A 22,671-nucleotide genomic window follows, 5' to 3' on the forward strand; every position below is an offset into this window, starting at 1 on the left:
TGTCCTATGCAGGCGTGAATCGAGAACCGAATTCCTGCGCGAACTTCTCGAAAGCCTCGATCGCGACCGGGCGGCAGAAGAAATAACCCTGGTAGGCATGGCATCCGGCATCGGCCAGGAAGCTGCGCTGGGCATCGGTTTCCACCCCTTCGGCGATGACCCCCAGGCCCAGGCTTTGGGCCAGGTTGACGATGGTCTTGGCGATCGAGGCATCGTTGGGATCGATCAAGACGTCGCGCACGAAAGACTGGTCGATTTTAAGCTGATTCAGCGGCAGCCGCTTGAGGTAGGACAGCGAGGAGTAGCCGATGCCGAAATCGTCCAGCGAAAACTCCACGCCATAGGCCTTCAGTGCGAACATCTTCTGGATGATGTCTTCGACGTTGTCCACCAGCAGGCTTTCGGTCAGTTCCAGCTTCAGGCGCCGCGGGTTGGCGCCGGTGCGTTCGATCGCATCGAGCACCGTCTGCACGAAATCCGCTTCGCGGAATTGCTGCGCGCTGACGTTGACGGCGATGGTCAGGTGTTCGGTATGCCGGTTCCGCGCCCAGGCGGACAATTGCTTGCAAGCGGTTTCCAGCACCCAGTTGCCCAGCGACAGGATCAGGCCGGTTTCTTCGGCCAGGGGGATGAAGTCGCCCGGCGACACCATGCCGCGCTGCGGATGCTGCCAGCGCACCAGCACTTCGGCGCCCGTCACGCGACCGCCTGCGACCACCTGCGCCTGGTAATGCAGCAGCAGTTGGTCGCCCTCGATGGCCTTGCGCAGGCCGGTTTCCAGGGCGGCGCGCTCCAGCACCACGGTCTGCATCGCCGGGTCGAAGAAGCGCAGGGCGTTGCGCCCGGTTCCCTTGGCTTTGTACATGGCGAGGTCGGCCTGCTTCATCAGCTCGTCCACCGAGGCCTGGCGGCCGCGGAAGAGGGTGGCGCCGACGCTGGCGGTGGTCCGGTATTCGACTTCGTCGAGCTGGTAGGTGTTGCCCAGGGTGGCCAGGATCTTTTCGCCGATCGCCTTGGTCTGGTTGGCGGCTTCCTGCGGGTGTTCGTTCAAGCCTTCCAGCACCACCACGAACTCGTCGCCGCCCACGCGCGCGACGGTATCGTTTTCACGTACGCTGGCCAGCAGGCGTTGCGACACCTGCTTGAGCAGCAAGTCGCCTTTCTCATGGCCGATGGTGTCGTTGAGCGTCTTGAAGTGGTCGAGGTCGATGAACAGCAGCGCCGAGCAAGTCTTGCTGCGCGCGGACAGCGCGATGGCCTGCTTCAGGCGTTCCAGCAGCAAGGCGCGGTTGGGCAGGCGCGTCAGGGCATCGAAGGAGGCCAGTTCGCGGATGCGTTCCTCGGCCAGCTTGCGGTCGCTGATGTCGTGGTGGGTGCTGACGTAATGGGTGACGTGGCCGTCCTTGTTCTTGACCGCGGAGATGGTCAGCCATTCGGGATACACCTCGCCATTCTTGCGGCGGTCCCAGATCTCGCCCTGCCATTTGCCGAAACGGCGGATGCTTTCGCGCATCTCCTGGAAGAAGGCGGGGCCGTGGCGGTCCGAGCGCAGCAGGTTGGGATGCTTGCCGACGATTTCTTCAGACCGGTAGCCGGTGATCTCGGTGAAGGCCTTGTTCACGCGCAGGATCTTGCTGTTGGCGTCGGTGATCAGCATGCCTTCGCGCGAATCGAAGGCCACCGCCGAAATGCGCAGCTCGGCCTCGATCTGCTTGCGGTCGGTGATGTCGCGGCTGCTGGTGCGAAAACCGGTGAAGGTGCCGTGCGGATCGGTAATCGGCGCCGACGACAACGACAGCCAGAACACCGAGCCATCCTTGCGCACGCAGCGGAATTCGACATCTTCGCGCTTCTGGCCGTCCATGCACCTGGACAATTCGGCGCGGATGCGCTGTTCGTCTTCCGGATGCACGATGGTGCCGACGAAGTCCCGCATCGCCAGGCATTCCTCGACCGTGTAGCCGGTATAGTCGCGCACCGCATGGTTGACCCAGCGCGGGCGGCCGTCCAGGCCCCACCAGACTTCCCAGTTGACGGTGCAGTCGGCGATGGCGCGGAACTGTTCCTCGCTGGTGCGCAGCTCGGCCGTCATCTGCTGCGCCAGGCGCACCGCGCGCACGCGGGAAGACATCATCAGCCAGGCCAGCAGCGACAGCGTGATGCTCATGCCGATGCCGGTGGCGGCGATCAGGTGTTCGGCGTTGCGGCCGAATTGCACGGCGAAGCCGTCCAGCGTGCTCATGCTCAGCGTCCAGTTGTGGTTCGCCACCACCAGGTATTCGGTGCTGGTGATGCGCGGCGGCTGCGTTTGCGGGTCGTCATTGCGCGAACGGTAGAGCAGGGCTTGCGGCTCGGCCGCGACGCCGTCGTACAGCGAGAAGGCGATGCCGCGGGTGCTTTCGCCATACAGGCTGGCGATCACGTCGTTCATGCGAAATACCGCATGCACCCAGCCCAGCAGGTTGGCGCGGCGCTCGGCGATGCTGCCTTGCGGCTTGCCGCGTTCGTACAGCGGCAAATACATCAGGAACGAAGGTTCGGTCTTGTTGCCGTTTTCCAGGTCCAGTTCGATCTTGCCGGAGATGGCCGCCATGCCCGAGTCGCGCGCTTTTTCCATGGCCACGCGGCGGATCGGATCGGACCAGTGGTCGAAACCGAAGGGCATGCGGTTGCGGCCCACGTAAGGTTCGCGCAGGGTCAGGGGGGCGTAAGCGTCGCGGCCGCCGGGCGGGCGGATTGCGTAGCCGTCCAGGCCTTGCTTGCGCATGCGCTCCAGATGGGCGTCAAGACGCTCGGCAGGTATCCATTCCTCGATCGAGATGGCCTGGATGCCGGAAAAATTGGCGTCCAGGTTCAGCGAGCCGACGTAATCGCGGAAGCTGCCGCGGTCGATGGCGCCGGTGGCGGAAACCAGCCCTTGCACGCCATGCAGCATCTGCTCGTAGGAGGCCATGCGCTGTTCGATGCGGCTGACCGTCTCGCGCAGCGCCGAGGCGAACTGCGTATGGAGTTCCTTGTTGGAGGCCTGGCGCTCATGATCCCAGGCGACCCAGGTCACGGCCAACCCTGTGAGCAGGATCAGCAGCGGGAGCGCGGTATTGCGGATCCAGTTCACGGTTTGCCCTGGCCGACCATGGAAGCGGCCAGTTCCGGGTTGAAGTATTTTTCGAAGATGCGCAGCACGGTGCCGTCGGCCAGCATGCCGTTGACCAGGGCGCGCCACTTTTCCTGCTCGGCCGGCGGCAGCGCCTTCCTGGACATGATCAGCCCATGCGGTACCGACGGGTCGTTGAAGCCGATGATGGCGGTGACGTCGCGGATGCGTTTTTCCTGCACCGCCGGATAGTCGAAGGGCTCCATGATCATGCCCTGGATGCGGTTGAGCAGCAGGGCTTCATACAAGGGTTCGAGCCCGCCGGCCTGGCTCACGCGGTTGGCGGAGGCCAGCTTGTCGACCAGGCGGTTGGCGTTGGCGCTGTAGCGGAAGCTGCGGATGACGCCGAGCTGGAAACGCTCGTTGCGGGCGAAGTCTTCCAGCCGCGCGATGCCTGAGTCTTTGCGCACCAGCAGGTAGTACTTGTTGCTGAAGTACCAGGCGAAGGCGGCGAACTGCTCGCGCTCGCGGCTGGAGATGCCCGACAGGCTGAAGTCCAGCGCGCCCGACTCGATCAATTGCCAGATGCGCGCGCGCGACATCAGGCTGACGTTGATCTTGCAGCCGCTGCGGCGGACCAGCTCGTCGGCGAAATCCTTGTCGATGCCGCTATCGGTGGCCGACGAGTACAGCAAGCCGTGGTCGTGCAGCGCCAGCGTCAACGGGCGGGCGCAATCGGGGCCGAAAGGGGCGGCAGAAGCGGGTCTGGCGAACGGAAAAAGGGCAATCAGCAGGGCGGCTGTGCAGGCAGAAGAACGCACTGCGCGATTGCGAAAGATATGACTGAAAATACCCGCCCCCTATTTGTACTCCGCCATTGGGACACCTGAACGCAGGAGCGAGGGCGCGGCATGTGCTGCCTGCCTTCGCCGATTGGCCAGTGCCGCTCCCGATCGGCCGCGCAGGCGCAGCCGTGTGTTAATGCGTTGACTTCGGCTCAGGCATAAGAAGCGGTTGGCGCACGCGTCAACCGATCCCGTAAAGTGAGTCGATTTATTGAAAAAATTCTAGCTCAACGCCGAGCGATGTTACCCGAGCACAATGCAATCCGCAACACAATGCATCGACCTTTGCAATCGCCATGGTCGAGCTTGCGCAGGGCATGTGCGGCAAGCGCGGCGCGCCTGCGTGCGCAGGCAAGGGGAGGGGAAATGACGGCGCCCGCAGCGGGCCTTGGGAAATGCGAGTAGCCGCGCGTGGCGCCGCAGGGAGGGCTGGTCCGGGGCGCCAAAGACAGGGCGCGGCGGCGGCTTGCCGCCGGCCGCCGATGGGCATGATCAGATGAACATGATCAGATGAACATGCCGCCCGACACCTCGATGCGCTGGGCGTTGATCCAGCCGTTTTCCGGGCGCAGCAGCGAGGCCACGGCGGCGCCGATGTCATCCGGCCGGCCGGCGCGGCCCAGCGCGGTCTGGCTGGCGACGAAGGCGTTGAGCTCGGCATTGTCGCGCACGCGGCCGCCGCCAAAGTCGGTTTCGATGGCGCCCGGCGCCACGGTGTTGACGGCAATCCCGCGCGCGCCGAATTCCTTGGCCATGTAGCGCGTCATGACTTCCACGCCGCCCTTCATCGCGGCATAGGCCGCATAGCCGGGCAGGGAGAAGCGCGCCAGGCCGCTGGAGGTGTTGATGATGCGCCCGCCATCGGCAATCAGCGGCAGCAGCGCCTGGGTCAGGAAGAAGGTTCCCTTCAGGTGCACGTTGTACAGCTCGTCGAAGACCGCTTCGCTGGTCTCGGCGATGGCGGCGTGCATGCCCATGCCGCCGTTGTTGACCAGGTAGGTGAGGCGTTCGGCGTTCCAGGTCTGCTTGAGCGCGGCGCGCACGGCATCGGCGAAGCCGGGGAAGCTGCGGCTATCGGCCAGATCCAGTTGCAGGGCCACGGCCTTGGCGCCGATAGCCAGGATTTCATCCACGGTCTGTTCGGCGGCGGCGCGGTTGCCGACATAGGTGATGATCACGCCAACGCCGTCGCGCGCCAGGTGCAGCGCCGTGTTCTTGCCCAGGCCGCGGCTGCCGCCGGTGACCAGGGCGATGCGGGGGGATGTGTTGTCTGCTTGGGTCATGCTGGGCTCCTGTCGATGAAATGGGCTAGGGATAGGTCTGATTACGGAGCCCAGTATATTGAGAAGATTTTTATTAATAAATTTCTTATTTAATATTAGACTTTTCAATATTGAATAATAATCGGGGCACACCTTGAACCAGCTCGACACCCTCCAGATCTTCCAGCGCGTGGCCGAACTGGCCAGCTTCAGCGGCGCCGCGCGCCAGCTCGGCCTGCCCAATGCCACCGTCTCGCTGGCGGTGCAGCAGCTGGAGCAGATGCTGGGCACGCGCCTGCTCCAGCGCACCACCAGGCGCGTGCAGATGACCGGCGACGGCGAAGCCTTTTACCGGCGCAGCAAGGAGTTGCTGGATGATTTCGAGTCGCTGCGGGCGATGTTCCGGGGCGGCGGCAAGTCGCTCACCGGCAAGCTGCGGGTGGACATGTCCAGCGCCATGGCGCGCGAAGTGGTGTTGCCGGAATTGCCGGCCTTTCTTGAACAGCATCCGCAGCTGGAGATCGAGCTTTCCGCCAGCGACCGTCGCGTCGACCTGGTCGGCGAGGGTTTCGATTGCGTGCTGCGTACCGGGACGCTGGACGACTCGTCGCTGGTGGCGCGTCCCATCGGGCATCTGGTCCAGGTCAATTGCGCCAGCCCGGCCTATCTGGAGCGGCATGGCGTGCCGCGCACGCTGGCGGATCTGGCGCGCCACAAGCTGGTGCATTACCGCCAGGTGCTGGGCGGCCGTTCGCCGGGCTGGGAATGGTTCGACGGCAAGCAGACCCGCTATGTGCCGATGGCGGGCCGCGTCACCGTCAACAGCACCGAAACCTACGACGCCGCCTGTCTGGCCGGCCTCGGGATGATCCAGCTGCCGCTGGTGGGCGCGCACAAGCGCGGCTTGCTGGAACGGGGCGCATTGGTGGAGGTGCTGCCGCAATACCGGCCGGCGCCGATGCCGATATCGCTGCTCTACGCCAGCCGTCGCCATGTGCCGGCGCGCCTGGCCGGGTTCATGGATTGGCTGCAGGCGCTGATCCTGCCGCTGACGCAGGAGGGGAAGGACGGGCAGGAAGGGCCGGACGCCGGCAAGCCGGCGTAGCGGCCCTGGGCGCAGCTCAGGCCAGCGCGGTGCGTCCGGCCGGATCGATGGTGACGGTGCCGCGGCCGATTTCGATCACGCGGCCGCCGACCTGGATCGCGCCGTTTTCCGATACCGCAAGATGCAGGCGCGAGGGGCGGCCGACTGCCGCGCCCTGGTCGATCGCATAGCGCGCCGGCAGCGCGTGGCCGGTCGCCAGCAGCCAGCCGCCGAGGTTGGCGCAGGCCGAGCCGGTGCCGGGGTCTTCCGCCACGCCGCCGCCTTGCTTGGTGAAGAAATAGCGCGCCAGCACATTGCCCGGTTCCTTGTCATCGAAGGCGAAGACATACGCCGTCTTGCGGCCCAGGCTGCTTTGCGGCCAGCGTTCCAGCGCGCCGCTGTCGGGCTGGGCGCGGCGCACTGCCGCCGGGGACTTGAGCGGGATCAGGAACTGGTCGGCGCCGGTATCGACCCAGATGGGGTCACCCGCGAGATCGTCCTCCTGCAGGCCGACCAGGGCCGCGACCTCGGCCGGCGGCAGCGGCGAGGGGGCGGTCTTCGGGCCGCCGGCGCTGGGCGCGGTGAAGGTCCAGACATCGCCCGCGGCGGTCACCGGCACCACGCCGGCCTTGAATTCCAGGGTCAACTCATCCCCGGTCTTGAACAGTTCGCGCACCACATGCGCGGTGCCCAGCGTGGGATGGCCGGCGAACGGCATCTCGTAGCCGGTGGTGAAGATGCGCACGCGCGCATCGGCCACCGCCGAGGGCAGGATGAAGGTGGTTTCCGACAGGTTGAACTGCAAGGCCAGCGCCTGCATGGTGGCGTCGTCGATGCCGCGCGCGTCTTCGAACACGCACAGGGGATTGCCGCCGAAGGTGGATTCGGCGAACACGTTGAGCAGGCGGTAGGCGTAGGTGGCAGGCATGGCGGTCTCGCGACGATGGAAGGAGCGGCCGATTCTATCGACTGCCCATGCCGCGCGACAGATACAGTTCAATCATCCACGGCGATACAGTTGCGGCCGAGCTGCTTGGCTTTGTACAGATGCTGGTCCACGCGCTCCAGGAATGCGATGCGGTGGTCCTGCGCCGATGGCACGATGGTCGAGACGCCCAGGCTGATGGTGACGATTTCGGCCACCTGCGACCTCTCGTGCGGGATGGCCGCATCGAGCACCAGCTTGCGGCAGCGCTGGGCGATCTGCAGGGCGGCCTTGGCGTCTGCCTCGGGCAGGATCAGCACGAACTCTTCGCCGCCGTAGCGGGCGAAGAAATCGCGCGTGCGCGTGGCCGCCTTGTCCAGCATCCCGGCCACCTGCTTGAGGCATTCGTCGCCGCGGATGTGGCCGTAGTGGTCGTTGTACTGCTTGAAGTAATCGATGTCGAGCATGACCAGGGACAGCGGCATGCGGTTGTTGAGCGCATTGGCCCATTCCACTTCCAGCGCGGAATCGAACATGCGGCGGTTGGCCACGTTGGTCAGGCCGTCGCGGTAGGACAGCGCTTCCAGTTCTTTTTGCAGCTCGACCAGGCGCGCCTCGGTCTTCTTGCGTTCGGTGATGTCGAACATGAAGCCGATCAGGGCGTTCGGGCTGCCGTCGGCATTGCGCACCACATGCACCACGTCGCGGATCCAGATGTGCTCGCCGTCGCGCGTGAGGGCGCGGTAGTCGGCCTCGTGGTCGATGCCGGACTTCGATTGCGAGATGCAGAAATTGACCACCGCTTCGCGGTCTTCCGCATGGATGCGCATGGCCCAGTCCTCGGCGCTGACCCAGCTGTCCGGCGTCCAGCCCAGCAGTTCCTCGATTTGCGGGCCGATGTAGGCGAACTTCATCGTGCTCCAGTCGATTTTCCACGGGATCGCCTTGGTCGATTCGAGCAGCGTCTTGTAGACGGCGCTGTCGGGTTCCATCTGGTCTTCGGTCTGTTCGCCCATGTTGTTATGTGAGTGAATCAAGCGTTGTTGGTGTATGGAAATGCATGGATTGCCTGATGTACAGGGACAAGCATGAAGCATTCCATGTGGAGCCGCATGCGAGCATTGGCTGCGGGCAAGCATACTGCGGATGGATGACCATGGCATGAAATCCAGGGCGAGGAGCCGCCGTGCGGAATCAGCCGACGGCAATGAAGGGGTATCGTTTTTTCTTATGGCCCTATCCCCAATCGGTATTTCCATGTCCTGGCAACACGGGGATAGACTTCAGTCACAGCAGTTTTCGGGACGGAAATTGTTGTGATGACCGCTACCACGGTCGAAGTGTCTGGCAGTGATGCGCCGTACCCGGCGCGGTAATGACAGGCGCTATCTGAATCAAAATTTTGGAGACAAGCAATGCAAATCCGTTCGGCAGCTGAGCCTGTCGGAACGACGGCGCCAACCGTAGAAGGCGTTCGCGATTCCGATCTGGCTGCGACCCAAGTGAGCGCTCACTCGCCGGTCCCCGGCAACATCGAGGGAACCGCCGGCAACCCGGCAACAGGCGGCTTGCATACCGCCGTTGCAAATACTTCGGAATCGATCCCGCTGGCGCCCGTCAGCCTGGACGACAAATACACCGCCACCGCAGGCTCGATTTACCTCTCCGGCATCCAGGCCCTGGTGCGCCTGCCGATGCTGCAGCAATTGCGCGACCAACAGCTCGGCCTGCATACGGCGGGTTTCATCTCGGGCTATCGCGGCTCGCCGCTGGGCGGGCTGGACGAGGCGTTGTGGAAGGCGCAGCCCCATCTGGAGGCGCATCGCGTCAAGTTCCAGCCCGGCGTCAACGAAGACATGGCCGCCACCGCCGTCTGGGGCACCCAGCAGGTCAAGCTGATCGGCCCGTCCGAGTATGACGGCGTATTCGCCATGTGGTACGGCAAGGGGCCGGGCGTGGACCGCTGCGGCGACGTGCTCAAGCACATGAACCATGCCGGCACCTCCGCCCACGGCGGCGTGCTGCTGGTGGCCGGCGACGACCACGGCGCCTATTCCTCGACGCTGCCGCACCAGTCCGACCACATCTTTTCGGCATCGATGATCCCGATGCTCTATCCCTGCAACGTGCAGGAATACCTCGACCTCGGCCTGCACGGCTGGGCCATGTCGCGTTATTCCGGCTGCGTAGTGGGCTTCAAGGCGCTGGCCGACACGGTCGAGTCGAGCGCCTCGGTGGACGCCAATCCGTTCCGCATCGACATCCAATATCCTGCCGACTTCGTCATGCCCGAAGGCGGCCTCAACGCCCGCCTGTCGACCGACACGCTGGGCGTGCAGGCGCGCAAGCAGGAAGCGCTGATGCAGGATTACAAGATCTACGCGGCCCTGGCCTACGCCCGCGCCAACAAGCTCAACCGGGTGATGATCGACAGCCCCAGGGCACGGCTGGGCATCATCGCCTCCGGCAAGTCCTACCTCGACGTGCTGGAGGCGCTATCCGAACTGGGTATCGACGAAGCCTTCGCGGCCGAGATCGGCCTGCGCCTGTTCAAGGTCTCCATGCCCTGGCCGCTGGAGCCGGAGGGCGTGCGCGAATTCGCGCAGGGCCTGGACGAGATCCTGGTGGTGGAAGAAAAGCGCCAGATGGTCGAATACCAGTTGAAGGAGCAGCTCTACAACTGGCGCGACGACGTGCGCCCGCGCGTGATCGGCAAGTTCGACGAGAAGGGCGAATGGGTGGCGCCGCGCGGCGAGTGGCTGCTGACTTCCAAGGCCGATTTCTCGGTGGCGCAGATCGCCCGCGTGATCGCCGCACGTATCGCGCGTTTCCACACCAGTGACCTCATCAAGGCGCGCCTGGCCTTCCTCGACGCCAAGGACGCGGTGCTGTCCAAGGCCGTCAACACGCCGCCGCGCCCGGCTTATTACTGCTCGGGTTGTCCGCACAATACCTCGACCAAGGTGCCGGAAGGCAGCTTCGCGCTGGCCGGCATCGGCTGCCACGTGATGGCCACCGCGATCTATCCCGAATTCAACAAGCTGACCACCCACATGGGCGGCGAGGGCGCGCCCTGGATCGGCCAGGCGCCGTTCTCGCAGGTGCCGCACGTGTTTGCCAACCTGGGCGACGGCACCTATTTCCACTCCGGCTATCTGGCCATTCGCGCGGCGCTGGCGGCCAAGGTCAACATGACCTACAAGATCCTCTACAACGACGCGGTGGCGATGACCGGCGGCCAGCCGGTGGACGGCACGGTATCGGTGCCGATGATCGCGCAGCAGATGGCGGCCGAGGGCGTGCAGCGCATCGCGCTGGTATCCGAAGACATCGCGCGCTACACCGACCGCTCGAACCTGCCGCCGGCGGTCACCGTGCACGACCGCAAGGACATGGACGCCGTGCAGCGCGAACTGCGCGAGCTGCCGGGCGTCACCGTAATCATCTACGACCAGACCTGCGCCGCCGAGAAGCGCCGCCGCCGCAAGAAGGGCGAATTCCCCGACCCCAACCAGCGCCTGTTCATCAACGAAGCGGTGTGCGAAGGCTGCGGCGACTGCGGCGTGCAGTCCAACTGCACCTCGATCCTGCCGCTGGAAACCGAATTCGGCCGCAAGCGTGCCATCGACCAGTCGTCCTGCAACAAGGATTACTCCTGCGTCAAGGGCTTCTGCCCCAGCTTCGTCACCGTCACCGGCGGCAAGCTGAAGAAGTCGAAGGCGGGCATCATCAAGAAGGGCCAGACCGACGATTTCGGCGCGTTGCCGCAGCCGGTGCTGCCGTCCTGCGACACGCCGTTCAACATCCTGATCAACGGTATTGGCGGCACCGGCGTGATCACCATCGGCGCCTTGATGGGCATGGCCGCGCACCTGGAAGGCCGTGGCGCCTCGGTGCTGGACATGACCGGCATGTCGCAAAAGAACGGTTCGGTGACGTCGCATGTGCGCATCGCCGCCACGCGCGACGGCATCCGTGCCCAGCGCATCGCCACCGGCGAGGCCGACCTGATCCTGGGTTGCGACATGCTGACCGCCGGCTCCTTCGACGCCATCTCCAAGATGCGCCCGGGCCGCACGCGCGCCGTGGTCAACGTGCACCAGCAGCCGCCGGGGCAGTTCGCCAGGAATCCGGACTGGCAATTCCCGTTCGAGGAAGTCAAGGCGCTGATCGTCGAATCGGTGGACGGCCAGGCCGATTTCATCGACGCCACCCGCCTGGCCACCGCGCTGATGGGCGACTCGATCGCCACCAACCTGTTCATGCTGGGCTATGCCTGGCAACGCGGCGAATTGCCGCTGACCGAGGCAGCGCTGCTGCGCGCCATCGAGATGAACGGCGTGGCGGTGGAGGCCAACAAGACCGCCTTCCTGTGGGGCCGCCGCGCCGCGGTGGACCTGGCCAAGGTGGAAAAGATCGCCATGCCGGCCCAGCCGGTGCTGCTGCGCATGCCCGAGACGCTGGACAAGCTGCTTAAGCGCCGCATCGCTTTCCTGACCGATTACCAGAACGCCGCCTACGCCGCGCAGTTCGCCGAAGTGGTGGAAGCGGTGCGCGCCGCCGAAGCGCCGCTGGGCGGCGACAAGCTGGCGCTGGCGGTGGCGCGCAACCTGTCCAGGCTGATGGCCTACAAGGACGAGTACGAAGTGGCGCGCCTGTACACCGACGGCAAGTTCATGCAGCAACTGGAGCAGCAATTCGAGGGCGACTTTGCCTTGAGCTTCAATCTGGCGCCGCCGATCTTCGCGAAGAAGGATGCGCAGGGCCGTCTGCTCAAGGCCCGCTACGGCAGTTGGATGTTCAAGGCCTTCAAGCTGCTGGCCAGGATGAAGGGGCTGCGCGGCACGGCGCTGGATGTGTTCGGCTGCACCGAAGAACGGCGCATGGAGCGGCAACTGATCGTCGATTACCGCGAGATGGTGCTGGGCCTGCTGCGCAAGCTGGACGCCTCCAACCATGCGCTCGCCATTGAACTGGCGCAGTTGCCGGATCAGGTGCGGGGTTACGGCCATGTCAAGGACAAGGCGGTAGCGGCGATGCGGGAGCGTCAGGCGAGTTTGCTTGCTGCGTTCGGCAAGGTTGGCACCGGCAGTCCTGCATTGGATGCGGCCGCTTGAAGCGGCTGGATAAGCCACTGGATCCTGACATTCGTCAGGATGACGGAGCGTAGTTTGTACGCCGTCATCCCGGCACAGGCCGGGATCCGGTGGCGTTGCCGTTTTCGGTAAGACAATGCCCTCAATGTCGCGCCAGCGACAACCCCATTTCCCAAATTCCATTAATCTAGACCCATATCAAGACCAAAACAGGAGATAAGCATGGACTTTGAACTCAATGAAGATCAACAGGCCTTCCAGCAAAGCGCGCGCGACTTCGCCGCCGGCGAGATGGCGCCGTTCGCCGCCAAGTGGGACGAGGAAGCGCATTTCCCGCTGGACGTGATCGCCAAGGCCGGCGAGCTGGGCTTTTGCGGCCTGTATACGCCGGAAGAGGTGGGCGGCCTGGGCCTGACGCGGCTGGACGCTACCGTGGTGTTCGAGGAACTGGCGCGCGCCTGTCCTTCCACCGCCGCCTATCTGACCATCCACAACATGGTGAGCTGGATGATCGCTTCCTGGGGCACTGCCGCCATCAAGGCTGAATGGTGCGAAAAGCTGGCGGCCGGCCGCAAGATCGGCTCCTACTGCCTGACCGAACCGGGTTCCGGTTCGGATGCGGCTTCGCTCAAGACCACCGCCAGGCTGGTGGACGGCCACTATGTGCTCAACGGTTCCAAGGCCTTCATCTCCGGCGCCGGTTCGACCGATGTGCTGGTAGTGATGGCGCGCACCGGAGGCGAGGGCGCCCGCGGCGTTTCCGCCATCGTGGTGCCGGGCAATGCCCCCGGCATCGGCTACGGCAAGAAGGAAAGCAAGATGGGCTGGAACAGCCAGCCTACGCGCACCATCAGCTTCGACAACGTCAAGGTGCCGGCCAACCATCTGCTGGGCAACGAGGGCGAGGGTTTCGTGTTCGCCATGAAGGGCCTGGACGGCGGGCGCATCAACATCGCCACCTGTTCGGTCGGCGCGGCGCAGGCGGCGCTGGACGCGGCGCACGCCTACATGAAGGAGCGCAAGCAGTTCGGCCGCCCGATCGCCGACTTCCAGGCGCTGCAGTTCAAGCTGGCCGACATGCAGACCGAGCTGGTCGCGGCGCGCCAGATGGTGCGGCTGGCGGCGGTCAAGCTGGACAACCAGGCGCCCGGCGCCACCACCTATTGCGCGATGGCCAAGCGCCTGGCGACCGACCTGGGTTTTCGCATCTGCAACGAGGCGCTGCAGATCCACGGCGGCTACGGCTACATCCGCGAATACCCGTTGGAACGCTATTTCCGCGACGTGCGCGTGCACCAGATCCTGGAAGGCACCAACGAGATCATGCGCGTGATCGTCTCGCGCCATTTGCTGAACAGCGACAACCTGGACGACATCCGATAAGCGATTCCCCGAAAGGCATTCATGCATACCTATACCAATCTCAAGCTGGAAAAGATCGGCCACACGGCGGTCCTGACATTGTCCAACCCGCCGGCCAATACCTGGACGCGCGATGCGCTGGCCAGCCTGACGCAACTGGTCGGCGACCTCAACGCCGACCGCGACATCTACACGCTGGTGGTGACCGGCGAGGGCGAGAAGTTCTTTTCCGCCGGCGCCGACCTGAAGCTGTTCGCCGACGGCGACCGCGCCATGGCGCGCGAGATGGCGCGCCGTTTCGGCGAGGCGTTTGAGACGCTGTCCAATTTCCGCGGCGTCTCGATCGCCGCCATCAATGGCTATGCCATGGGCGGCGGGCTGGAATGCGCGCTGGCCTGCGACATCCGCATCGCCGAGGAGCAGGCGCAGATGGCCTTGCCGGAGGCGGCCGTGGGCCTGCTGCCCTGCGCCGGCGGCACGCAGAATTTGCCGTGGCTGGTGGGCGAGGGCTGGGCCAAGCGCATGATCCTGTGCGGCGAACGCGTCAATGCCGAGACCGCATTGCGCATCGGCCTGGTGGAAGAGGTGGTGGCCAGGGGCCAGGCCCGTGCGCGGGCGCTGGAACTGGCGCTGCAAGCCGAGAAGCAAAGCCCGTCATCGGTGGCGGCCAGCAAGAAGCTGATCCAGGGCGCGCGCCACAATCCGCTGGGCACCATCCTGCAGACCGAGCGCGAACTGTTCATCGACCTGTTCGATACGCAGGACCAGAAGGAGGGCGTCAATGCCTTCCTGGAAAAACGCAGCCCGCTGTGGAAGAACGGCTGAAGATGCCGATTTGATTCCGATGTCGCGAGTCATCCATCGCCGGCCTTGCGCCGGCGATTTTGTTTGCGGCGGCCGCGTCCGAACAGTCGCTCTCTGTTTCGGTATCATGCTGGCTTTAGCTTTAGCCCGCCTGCCGCCATGACCATCACATACAAGACCGACGCCGTCCTCAGCGTCGAGCAGTTCATCGATATCCTTTCGCGCACCTCGCTGGGGCCGCGCCGTCCGCTGGACGACCTGGCATGCATGCAGGGCATGGTCGAGAACGCCAACCTGCTCGCCACCGCCTGGGACGGCGAACTGCTGGTCGGCGTGGCGCGCTGCGTGACCGATTTCACCTATGCCTGCTTCATGTCTGATCTGGCGGTCGATGAACATTACCAGCGCCGCGGCATCGGCAAGGAACTGATCCGCCATGCCCGCAGCCGGCTCGGCCCGCGCTGCCGCCTGCGCTTGCTGGCCGCGCCCGAGGCGGCGGATTACTACGGGCATATCGGCTTCGCCCACAGCCCGCGCTGCTGGGAGCTGATGCCGGGCAATGAACTCAAGTGAAATTTTTTGGACATCGACAAGACCATGATTGAAATCCAGCCGTTTTCTTCCGAACATTCCGCCGGCGTCGTCGACGTCATCCTGCCGATCCAGCAACAGGAATTCGGCATTCCCATCACGCTGGAAGGCCAGCCCGACCTGAACGACATCCCTGGTTTCTACCAGAAGGGCAACGGCAATTTCTGGGTGGCGCTGGATGGCGCAAAAGTCGTCGGCACCGTCTCGCTGCTGGATATCGGCAACGGCCAGGTAGCGCTGCGCAAGATGTTCGTCGCCGCCAGCCATCGCGGCAAGGAGCATGGCGCCGCCAAGCGCTTGTTGGACGGCGCGATCGGCTGGGCCAAGGAGAAGGGGGTGAGGCAGATCTATCTGGGCACCACCGCCAAGTTCCTGGCGGCGCACCGCTTCTATGAGAAGAACGGTTTCGCGCTGGTCGAGAAAACCGCGCTGCCGCCTGCGTTTCCGGTGATGGTGGTGGACACGCGCTTCTATGTGCTGGATTGCGGCTGATCGTTGCGGCTGACCGATAGGCTTACAGCTTGCGCCCGCTTTTCACGCCGAAGTAGAACCATTCATTGCCGGCCAGCGCCTTGGGATTGGGGAAGACGATGTAGCCGTCATCCGGCGCCGTCACTGCCGCGCCGCCGTGGCGATGGCCGATGGTTTGGCCCTTGGTCACGCGGTCGAAGCTGGCCCATTCGCGGGTGAAGGCATCGGCCGGATGCTCCATGTCGATCACGTCGACCAGGCGGATGATCTCGATGTTTTCCCGAGGCGGCTCCAGCGGCACATCGATCATATCCAACAGCGCCAGTGTTTGCCGGATCGCCTGGTAGGCCACTTCCGGTGCGCGCGGGTCGTCATGCTGCCCGCATTCCAGCGTGATGCCATAGACGCCCTGGGTGCGGGCGAATTCGGTGGTGCCTACGCCATAGTTGCGGTCCAGCAGGTCGGGCGCGCTGACTTTGCCTTCCTGGCGGCGGCGTTCCACGCCGCGCGCATAGGTAGCCATCCATCCTTCCACGATGCGGGTCGTCCCCAGGTGGGCGGCCATGCGCTGTTCCGCCTGGGCATGGGCGAAGGGTTCGATGTCGCCATGGTTGTCTTCCGGCCCCAGCATGGCGAAAGGCACGCCGGCGGTATGGAAGGAGTGCAGGTCGAGCAGCACATCGTGTTCGGCGATCCACGGGCACAGCAGGTTGGATATCCGGTCTTCGAAATTGGCGGGAGCGGCATTGATCCGCATGTTGCGGTTAAGGTTGCGTTCGCCCTGGCGCTGTTGCTTGCGGTAGGCGAGGGGATTGGTGACCGGCACCAAGGTCAGCAGGCCGCGCGCGATGGCGAGGTCGCCGTTGTCCAGTTCGCGCAGCAGTCGTTCGATGGCGCGCGTGCCGCAAGTTTCATTGCCGTGTACCGCGCCCAGCACCAGCAGGCGCGGGCCGGGTTCAAGCGCGGCGAATTGGTGGCGTTGCAAGGTGCTGGGGGTGCGGCTGGAAATCATGAGGGGATCTGTCGTTCTGGCAATAGGGTGAAAGATACTCCGGTTCGCGCCGGCGCGCATCCTTCGCTCTTCTTTAATCGATGCGCTCCCAGCCGGGCGTCGCACAAGAGGCGACCGCATCATGCGGATGCAGGCTTTCATGGTGGCTGACGGTGACCGAGCAGGCGCCGAAATGCTGTTCCAATGCCTGCCGCAGGCGACGCGCGGCATCTTCCACGTACATCAGGTTGGCGCCGTTGAGCAGAGCGAACGCCTGTTCGTCGGCGCGCTTGACGGCGGTCTGCACCGGCGTGGCCAAGGCGGTTTCGGCGCAGTCGATCAGTGCCGAGATCGGCAACGCATCGGCAGCGGGGGAAAGCCTGATGCGCACCTCGGCTTCGCTGCGCTGGCTGTGCGGCGTGGCCAGGCTGGCCCTGTCGGAAATCCAGTCGAGCGCGTCGCCGCGCGCGACGAGTGCGGTATCGCTGAAGTCTGCCGCAAAGGCATCGCGCACCGCCTGGCGCGACAGGGCGGCCGAACAGGGGCAGGTGGAGGAATACTGGATGCGCACCGCAAGTTCCACCTGCGTGGCGTGGCCGCGCTGCACGGCCTGCACGCTGGCCGGATAACTCTTCCAGCCTGCCAGGTCGGGCGTGCGCAGCGCCGGCCGTTGTTGCAGCAAGCCGAACGCCAGCCCGATGCGCGCCGCGCGTGACCCGCAGTCGGCGTGGCTTGCGATCATGTCGCGCAGCAGCTGTTGCAGCGCGCGCGGCGACCATTCCCCATGCCGGGCGAACTCGCCCAATAAACGGTACAGGCGCGACATGTGGATGCCTTTGGCGTGCGGATCGGGCAAGTCCACGGCAAGCTCGGCCGTGGCCGCCAGCGGTGCGCCTGCTCCGCTTTCCCGGCCGCCCGGCGACAGCGGGATGGCGATGCCGCGCATGCCGACCCAATCCAGCGCCAGGGGAATGGCCGAGCTTTCGTGGCGGGCCACATCGGGCAGCGCGGATGCCACGCTCAGCCCCATAGCGGAAACGGATCGGCCATGCGCGCCCAGCCCAGCGGGCCTTGCGCCATCTCGGCAGCGTCCAGCAGGCAGGCATCCAGTCTGGCGCGCAGCATGGCCTGATCCAGCTCCATGCCGATGAGCACCAGCTCCTGGCGCGCATCGCCGACGTTTTCATCCCATTGCGCCATGATGAAATCGACCGATTCCTGGTCTTGCGGCCATTGCTCGCGCGCCACGGCGGCCCACCATTTGCCCGCCAGCCCGTGGCGGCATACGCCGCCCGCCTGCGACCAGGAACCGGCCTGCGCCGGCCGGCTGGCCAGCCAGAAGAAACCCTTGGAGCGCACCACGCCCGGCCATTCGGTATTGATCAGGTCGAAGAATCGCTGCGGGTGGAAGGGGCGGCGCGCGCGGTAGGCGAAGCTGGAGATGCCGTACTGTTCGGATTCGGGAACATGTTCGCCGCGCAGCTCCTGCAACCAGCCCGGCGCCTGCTGTGCCTGTTCGAAGTCGAACAGGCCGGTATGCAAGACCTTGTCCAGCGCCACGCTGCCGAAGGTCGCGGTCTCGATACGGGCGCGCGGATTGAGGCTGCGCAGGATGGCGGTCAGCCGTTCCAGCTCCTGCGGCGACACCAGGTCCAGCTTGTTGAGCACCAGCACGTCGCAAAACTCGATCTGTTCGATGAGCAGGTCGACCACGGTGCGGGTGTCTTCCTCTCCCAGCGATTGGCCGCGTTCTTCCAGGCTGTCTTGCGAGCTGTAGTCCTTGAGGAAATTGTAGGCATCGACGACGGTGACCATGGTGTCCAGCCGTGCCACATCGGACAGGCTGGCGCCGTCTTCGCCGGTGAAGGTGAACGTCTCGGCCACCGGCAGCGGTTCGGAAATGCCGGTGGATTCGATCACCAGTTGGTCGAAGCGTCGTTCGCGCGCCAGCTTGCGCACTTCCAGCAGCAAATCCTCGCGCAGCGTGCAGCAGATGCAGCCATTGCTCATTTCCACCAGCTTTTCATCGGTGCGCGACAGTTCGGCGCCGCCGTTCCTGACCAAGGCGGCATCGATATTGATTTCCGACATGTCGTTGACGATGACGGCCACGCGACGGCCTTCGCGGTTATTGAGGATGTGGTTGAGCAGGGTGGTTTTGCCGGCGCCGAGAAAGCCCGAGAGCACGGTCACGGGAAGCCTGCCGTCGGCAGGTCGCAGGGTAGTGGTTGGCATGGGAATAGGAGTGTGGGCGTCAAAAGGGAGTGATGGAAATTGCCTGAATTAAATGCAACAGAGTTGCGTAATATCCCATAAATGCAACTAAGTTGCAAATATGCCAGGCGATGGGCCTCCCTGAGAAAAAAGCCGCTTCGTGCTAGCATTGCGCCTCGCAATCAGGAGGCTTTTTGATGTCCAATCTCTTTCCTTACAAGGGAAATTCCGTCATTCCACAGGTTCAAAAAATGGACAATGGGAAATTCATGGCCTGCTTCGTGATCCACGAAGGCAAGGACAGCAACGGCAAGTTGCGCTATCAACGCAAGTCGCCGACCAATGAGTTCGATTCCGAAGATGAGGCGGTTGCCTACATCCTGGATTTCTCGGGCGACTGGATCGACCAGAACCCCCTCTAAGCCAACGTCGCCGGCAACACGCCAGGCACGGGCCATACGGAAGAGCCGCGTATTGCGGCTCTTTTTCATTTCGCCCCCATCCTTTGGGCCGGTTTCGCCCGGCCCGTGCGACAAATTGCCACATTCGCAGCGCCTGGCGCGCGGCCTACAATTGGCCGCTTGTTCTTGCCACTTATTCTGCCGCTCCATGCGTCCCGCCGGGACGAGCGCTTTCCTGCCATGACCACAAATACCTACCAGCCGGCCGCCAGCGTGGCCGGCCAGCGCAAGAGCGCATCGGCGCTGGCGGCTTTGCTGCTGCGCCTGCATTTCTACATCGGCCTGTTCGTCGGCCCGTTCATCCTGGTGGCCGCCGTCACCGGCACGCTGTTCGTGGTGACGCCGCAGATCGAGGCGCGCTGGTATGCCGACCAGTTGTTGAACCACTCGCAAGGTGCCGCGCAGCCGCTGGCGGCGCAGGTGACGGCGGCACAAAGTTATATCGGCGAAGGGCCGCGCCTGTTTGCGGTGCGGCCGGGCAAGGAGCCGGGCTGGAATACGCGCGTGATGTTCAGCCAGGAAGGGCTGGGCGACTCAGAAAGCCGCGCGATCTTCATCGACCCCGTGAGCCTGGAAGTCAAGGGCGACCTGATCGTCTATGGCACCAGCGGCACGCTGCCTTTTCGCACCGCGCTGGATTACCTGCACCGCAACCTGATGCTGGGCAGCCTGGGCCGCAACTATAGCGAGCTGGCGGCATCGTGGCTGTGGCTGGGCGCGCTGGGCGGCCTCTGGCTGTGGTGGAGTACGCGGCGCAAGGCGCGTCCTGCCGCGCGCCGGCCGATCAACGCGCGCCGCCTGCATGCGCTGCTGGGGCTGTGGATCGTGGTCGGGCTGGTGTTTTTCTCGGCGACCGGACTGACCTGGTCGAAGTGGGCCGGCGGGCACGTCAACATGCTGCGCGCTTCCATGGGATGGGTGACGCCTTCGGCCTCGATGCAATTGCAGCACTCCGGCACTGGCGCTGGCGCCGATGCCGGCATGGGCGAGCATGCCGGGCACATGGGGCACCACGGACAGGGCGGCATGGCCATGCCGATGCCGGCGGTGGGCGATCTGGCGCGGTTCGACCTGGTGCAATCGATCGCGCGCCAGGGCGGCATCGATGCCGGCGAGATCGAGATCCGTCCTCCGCGTGCGCAGAACCAGGCGTGGATGGTGCGCGAAGTCGACCGCTCCTGGCCGACCCAGGTCGATACGGTGGCAGTCGATCCGGAGCGCATGGCCATTACCAGCCGCGCCGATTTCGAGACGTTTCCGCTGGTGGCCAAACTGATCCGCTGGGGCGTCGATGCGCACATGGGCATCCTGTTCGGCGTGTGGAACCAGATCCTGATGGCCGCCTTCGGCATTGCGCTCACGGCCATGATCGTGCTTGGCTATGTGATGTGGTGGCGCCGCCGCCCGGCTGCCGGATCCGCCCTGGCGCCGCTGTCCGAGGCCTTCATGCGGCTGCCGCCGGCGCAGCGCACGGCGGTCGGCGCGCTGGCCATCGCCCTGGGGTGGAGCCTGCCGCTGATGGGGTTCAGCCTGTTGCTGTTCTTGCTGGCCGATGTGCTGCGCTGGCGCTTATCCCGTCGCTTGGCTCGTCGCTGAGGTCATCCGTCTCGAACCATTCGCTGCCGCGTTGCACGAAAGACTGCGACGCCGCCAGCGAGAAGCTGTTCTCCCCGGGCTCCCAGCACAGCCTGTGCACCGCGATCCGGTGCGCCTCAATCCGCAATACATTGAATGAATTGGCTTCGCCGCGCCCGCGGGTGGACGTGGCCGTGCCGGCCTGCACCACCAGCGCCGAATAGCCGGGGATGTCGTAGCGCCCGGCGCTGCTGACGGCCGAGCTGGTATGCGCATGGCCTGCCAGCAGCAGGTCGGCGCCGCAGAGCGCGAAGGCGCGCATGGCGGGCGCCGCCTTGCCGACCAGGCTGTGGTGTTGCGGCCCGGGCGGCAGGTCGAAGGGATGGTGGGTGACGATGATCTTGACCATGTGGTCGCCGACGGCGGCCAACTGGCGGCGCGTGATTTCGATCTGGCGGTCGTTGACGCGGCCATCCTTGATGGTCAGCGAGCGCGCGGTGTTGATGCCGACCACCACCATCTCCTCATCCATGAAGACCGGGTGCAAGTCGGCGCCGATATAGCGGCGGTATTTGCGCAACGGCTGCAGCAGGCGCGCGGCGATGTTGAACAGCGGCACATCGTGGTTGCCCGGCACCACCAGTTGCGGCTGCGGCAGGGCATCGAGGAAGCGGCGCGCTTGCTTGAACTGGGCGCTGCGCGCACGCTGGGTCAGGTCGCCGGACACCACCACCAGGTCGGGCTTGAGTTCATGTACCTGCGCGATCAGCGGCGCGATGATGGCGGCGTTGATGCGGCCGAAATGCAGGTCCGAGAGGTGGATGATGGTGCGCATCAGTCGTCCTTTCTCCATGTCGGCGCGATGGCCGCCGGGGCTGGCCCGGGGATGGGCCGGGTTGCGCGATCCGGCACGATCACTTCCAGCGAGGCCGGGCGGATGCGGTATTGCAGCGGCGTCTGCATGATCGTGACTTCGCCGTCGGTGGCCACCAGCATGCGTTTCTTGTGGGTTTCGATCAGGATTTCGCTGGCCGTGAGGGCATCGAAGTCGTGCGCCTCGCGCAGGCGTCCGAACAAGGCGTTGACGGCCAGGCGCAGGAGGCCGAGGCGGCCGGTGCGGTGGCAGACGTAGAGGCTGAGCTTGCCGCCGGTCAGCGAGGAGCGCTTGCCGATATCCAGCCCGCGCATCAGGTATTCGTTGTTGCCGATGAAGACCAGGGGCGTATGCCGCCAGTGGTCGCGGCCGCCGATATGCAGGCGCACCCGCAGGAAGGGATAGCGCCGCAGCGCGCCCATGGCGGCCCAGCTGAAGGCCAGCCATTTTCCGCGCCCCAGGCGGGATTGCTGTTTCTCGCGTTCGCGCACGATATCGGGGTACAGGCCGAGGCTGGAATTGTTGATGAAGGGGATGCCGTTGACTTCGCCGCTGTCGACGCGGATGCGCCGGCCGTTGGCGATCGCGGCGATGGCCTCGTCCAGCGCCAGCGGGATGTCGAGGTCCTTGGCGAAATGATTGAGCGTGCCCAGCGGCAGCACGCCCAGGGCGCTGCTGCAAGCGGTATCGGCCATCAGCACCGAGGCCACCGCGTTGACGCTGCCGTCGCCGCCGCCCACGGCGACGATCCCGATCTTGTCGCGCACCGCCTGGCGCGCGACGGCCAGCATGTCGTCGCCGCTGGCCGCAAGGCACACGCTGGCGCGCAAGCCATGCCTGGCGAACTCGGCGGCGATGTGTTCGGCCAGTTCCTGCGCATGGCCGCCGCCGGCCGTGGCGTTGATGGCGGCGACCACGTCGGGGCGGCCCAGGTTGGCATCCTGTTGCTGCTTGCCTGCCGGAAATCCGGCAGGGTTGGTTTTTTCTGGGGTCTGATGTGTCGTCATAGGCGGCATCGCAAA

Annotated in this window: 18 protein-coding genes; 8 read left to right on the top strand and 10 right to left on the bottom strand. The window is 65.0% G+C overall.

Features of this window, described 5'->3' with window-relative positions; translation table 11 throughout:
• Positions 1-4 precede the first annotated feature (4 nt).
• From AC07N6_RS06475 to AC07N6_RS06485, 3 genes are all read right to left on the bottom strand, one after another.
• On the bottom strand, positions 5-3,115 hold the full coding sequence (locus tag AC07N6_RS06475; protein ID WP_494779492.1) for a bifunctional diguanylate cyclase/phosphodiesterase: 3,111 nt from the start codon (positions 3,113-3,115) through the stop codon (positions 5-7).
• On the bottom strand, positions 3,112-3,888 hold the full coding sequence (locus tag AC07N6_RS06480) for a substrate-binding periplasmic protein (protein WP_494780248.1): 777 nt from the start codon (positions 3,886-3,888) through the stop codon (positions 3,112-3,114). Before AC07N6_RS06480 ends, AC07N6_RS06475 begins: the two co-directional genes overlap by 4 nt.
• Positions 3,889-4,445: 557 nt before the next feature.
• Positions 4,446-5,222, bottom strand: coding sequence for an SDR family NAD(P)-dependent oxidoreductase (locus AC07N6_RS06485; RefSeq protein ID WP_494779493.1), 777 nt, complete (start codon positions 5,220-5,222; stop codon positions 4,446-4,448).
• Between the two features lie 133 nt (positions 5,223-5,355).
• Between AC07N6_RS06485 and AC07N6_RS06490 the strand changes: the two genes are divergently transcribed.
• Positions 5,356-6,306 carry a LysR family transcriptional regulator gene (locus AC07N6_RS06490; RefSeq protein ID WP_494779494.1) on the top strand — a complete coding sequence of 317 codons (951 nt, stop codon included), beginning with the start codon at positions 5,356-5,358 and terminating at the stop codon, positions 6,304-6,306.
• 16 nt (positions 6,307-6,322) lie between these two features.
• Here the strand turns inward: AC07N6_RS06490 and AC07N6_RS06495 are convergent, their stop codons facing one another.
• A complete protein-coding gene (locus AC07N6_RS06495) occupies positions 6,323-7,213 on the bottom strand; it encodes a PhzF family phenazine biosynthesis protein (RefSeq protein ID WP_494779495.1) in 891 nt (296 codons plus the stop codon).
• Positions 7,214-7,281: 68 nt separating this feature from the next.
• The gene (locus tag AC07N6_RS06500; RefSeq protein ID WP_494780249.1) at positions 7,282-8,202 is read right to left on the bottom strand and encodes a GGDEF domain-containing protein; all 921 of its coding nucleotides are present in this window, start codon (positions 8,200-8,202) and stop codon (positions 7,282-7,284) included.
• Positions 8,203-8,625: 423 nt separating this feature from the next.
• Between AC07N6_RS06500 and AC07N6_RS06505 the strand changes: the two genes are divergently transcribed.
• From AC07N6_RS06505 to AC07N6_RS06525, 5 genes are all read left to right on the top strand, one after another.
• Complete coding sequence (locus AC07N6_RS06505; RefSeq protein WP_494779496.1) at positions 8,626-12,327, top strand: indolepyruvate ferredoxin oxidoreductase family protein; 3,702 nt, start codon at positions 8,626-8,628, stop codon at positions 12,325-12,327.
• A 201-nt stretch (positions 12,328-12,528) separates the two neighbouring features.
• Positions 12,529-13,689: an acyl-CoA dehydrogenase family protein gene (locus AC07N6_RS06510; protein ID WP_494779497.1), complete on the top strand. Its 1,161-nt coding sequence runs from the start codon at positions 12,529-12,531 to the stop codon at positions 13,687-13,689.
• Positions 13,690-13,710: 21 nt separating this feature from the next.
• A complete protein-coding gene (locus AC07N6_RS06515) occupies positions 13,711-14,493 on the top strand; it encodes an enoyl-CoA hydratase (protein ID WP_494779498.1) in 783 nt (260 codons plus the stop codon).
• Positions 14,494-14,631: 138 nt separating this feature from the next.
• The gene (locus tag AC07N6_RS06520; protein ID WP_494779499.1) at positions 14,632-15,045 is read left to right on the top strand and encodes a GNAT family N-acetyltransferase; all 414 of its coding nucleotides are present in this window, start codon (positions 14,632-14,634) and stop codon (positions 15,043-15,045) included.
• Positions 15,046-15,069: 24 nt separating this feature from the next.
• Positions 15,070-15,555, top strand: a complete 486-nt coding sequence (locus tag AC07N6_RS06525; RefSeq protein WP_494780250.1) for a GNAT family N-acetyltransferase — start codon at positions 15,070-15,072, stop codon at positions 15,553-15,555.
• A 22-nt stretch (positions 15,556-15,577) separates the two neighbouring features.
• Here the strand turns inward: AC07N6_RS06525 and AC07N6_RS06530 are convergent, their stop codons facing one another.
• From AC07N6_RS06530 to zigA, 3 genes are all read right to left on the bottom strand, one after another.
• The gene (locus AC07N6_RS06530) at positions 15,578-16,543 is read right to left on the bottom strand and encodes a M14 family metallopeptidase (RefSeq protein ID WP_494780251.1); all 966 of its coding nucleotides are present in this window, start codon (positions 16,541-16,543) and stop codon (positions 15,578-15,580) included.
• 76 nt (positions 16,544-16,619) lie between these two features.
• On the bottom strand, positions 16,620-17,543 hold the full coding sequence (gene folE2 / locus AC07N6_RS06535; RefSeq protein WP_494779500.1) for a GTP cyclohydrolase FolE2: 924 nt from the start codon (positions 17,541-17,543) through the stop codon (positions 16,620-16,622).
• A gap of 2 nt (positions 17,544-17,545) precedes the next feature.
• Complete coding sequence (zigA, locus tag AC07N6_RS06540) at positions 17,546-18,760, bottom strand: zinc metallochaperone GTPase ZigA (RefSeq protein ID WP_494779501.1); 1,215 nt, start codon at positions 18,758-18,760, stop codon at positions 17,546-17,548.
• A gap of 230 nt (positions 18,761-18,990) precedes the next feature.
• Here zigA and AC07N6_RS06545 point away from each other — a divergent pair, with 230 nt between their 5' ends.
• Positions 18,991-19,161, top strand: a complete 171-nt coding sequence (locus tag AC07N6_RS06545; RefSeq protein ID WP_402700799.1) for a hypothetical protein — start codon at positions 18,991-18,993, stop codon at positions 19,159-19,161.
• Between the two features lie 219 nt (positions 19,162-19,380).
• Complete coding sequence (locus AC07N6_RS06550) at positions 19,381-20,796, top strand: PepSY-associated TM helix domain-containing protein (protein WP_494779502.1); 1,416 nt, start codon at positions 19,381-19,383, stop codon at positions 20,794-20,796.
• Here AC07N6_RS06550 and AC07N6_RS06555 read toward each other — a convergent pair.
• Together AC07N6_RS06555 and AC07N6_RS06560 are read right to left on the bottom strand one after the other, a co-directional pair.
• Positions 20,726-21,610: a metallophosphoesterase family protein gene (locus AC07N6_RS06555; protein WP_494779503.1), complete on the bottom strand. Its 885-nt coding sequence runs from the start codon at positions 21,608-21,610 to the stop codon at positions 20,726-20,728. The genes AC07N6_RS06550 and AC07N6_RS06555 overlap by 71 nt on opposite strands.
• Positions 21,610-22,656: a diacylglycerol/lipid kinase family protein gene (locus AC07N6_RS06560; protein WP_494779504.1), complete on the bottom strand. Its 1,047-nt coding sequence runs from the start codon at positions 22,654-22,656 to the stop codon at positions 21,610-21,612. Before AC07N6_RS06560 ends, AC07N6_RS06555 begins: the two co-directional genes overlap by 1 nt.
• Between the last annotated feature and the right edge of the window lie 15 nt (positions 22,657-22,671).

The organism is Herbaspirillum sp. GW821-FHT09A12 (assembly GCF_059418325.1).

Bases quoted from the DNA above. Each gene is read 5' to 3' on its own strand.
- AC07N6_RS06485 (WP_494779493.1), bottom strand. From the start codon at position 5,222: ATGACCCAAGCAGACAACACATCCCCCCGCATCGCCCTGGTCACCGGC.
- AC07N6_RS06495 (WP_494779495.1), bottom strand. From the start codon at position 7,213: ATGCCTGCCACCTACGCCTACCGCCTGCTCAACGTGTTCGCCGAATCC.
- AC07N6_RS06500 (WP_494780249.1), bottom strand. From the start codon at position 8,202: ATGGAACCCGACAGCGCCGTCTACAAGACGCTGCTCGAATCGACCAAG.
- AC07N6_RS06505 (WP_494779496.1), top strand. From the start codon at position 8,626: ATGCAAATCCGTTCGGCAGCTGAGCCTGTCGGAACGACGGCGCCAACC.
- AC07N6_RS06510 (WP_494779497.1), top strand. From the start codon at position 12,529: ATGGACTTTGAACTCAATGAAGATCAACAGGCCTTCCAGCAAAGCGCG.
- AC07N6_RS06515 (WP_494779498.1), top strand. From the start codon at position 13,711: ATGCATACCTATACCAATCTCAAGCTGGAAAAGATCGGCCACACGGCG.
- AC07N6_RS06520 (WP_494779499.1), top strand. From the start codon at position 14,632: ATGACCATCACATACAAGACCGACGCCGTCCTCAGCGTCGAGCAGTTC.
- AC07N6_RS06525 (WP_494780250.1), top strand. From the start codon at position 15,070: ATGATTGAAATCCAGCCGTTTTCTTCCGAACATTCCGCCGGCGTCGTC.
- zigA (WP_494779501.1), bottom strand. From the start codon at position 18,760: ATGCCAACCACTACCCTGCGACCTGCCGACGGCAGGCTTCCCGTGACC.
- AC07N6_RS06545 (WP_402700799.1), top strand. From the start codon at position 18,991: ATGGACAATGGGAAATTCATGGCCTGCTTCGTGATCCACGAAGGCAAG.
- AC07N6_RS06550 (WP_494779502.1), top strand. From the start codon at position 19,381: ATGACCACAAATACCTACCAGCCGGCCGCCAGCGTGGCCGGCCAGCGC.
- AC07N6_RS06555 (WP_494779503.1), bottom strand. From the start codon at position 21,610: ATGCGCACCATCATCCACCTCTCGGACCTGCATTTCGGCCGCATCAAC.
- AC07N6_RS06560 (WP_494779504.1), bottom strand. From the start codon at position 22,656: ATGACGACACATCAGACCCCAGAAAAAACCAACCCTGCCGGATTTCCG.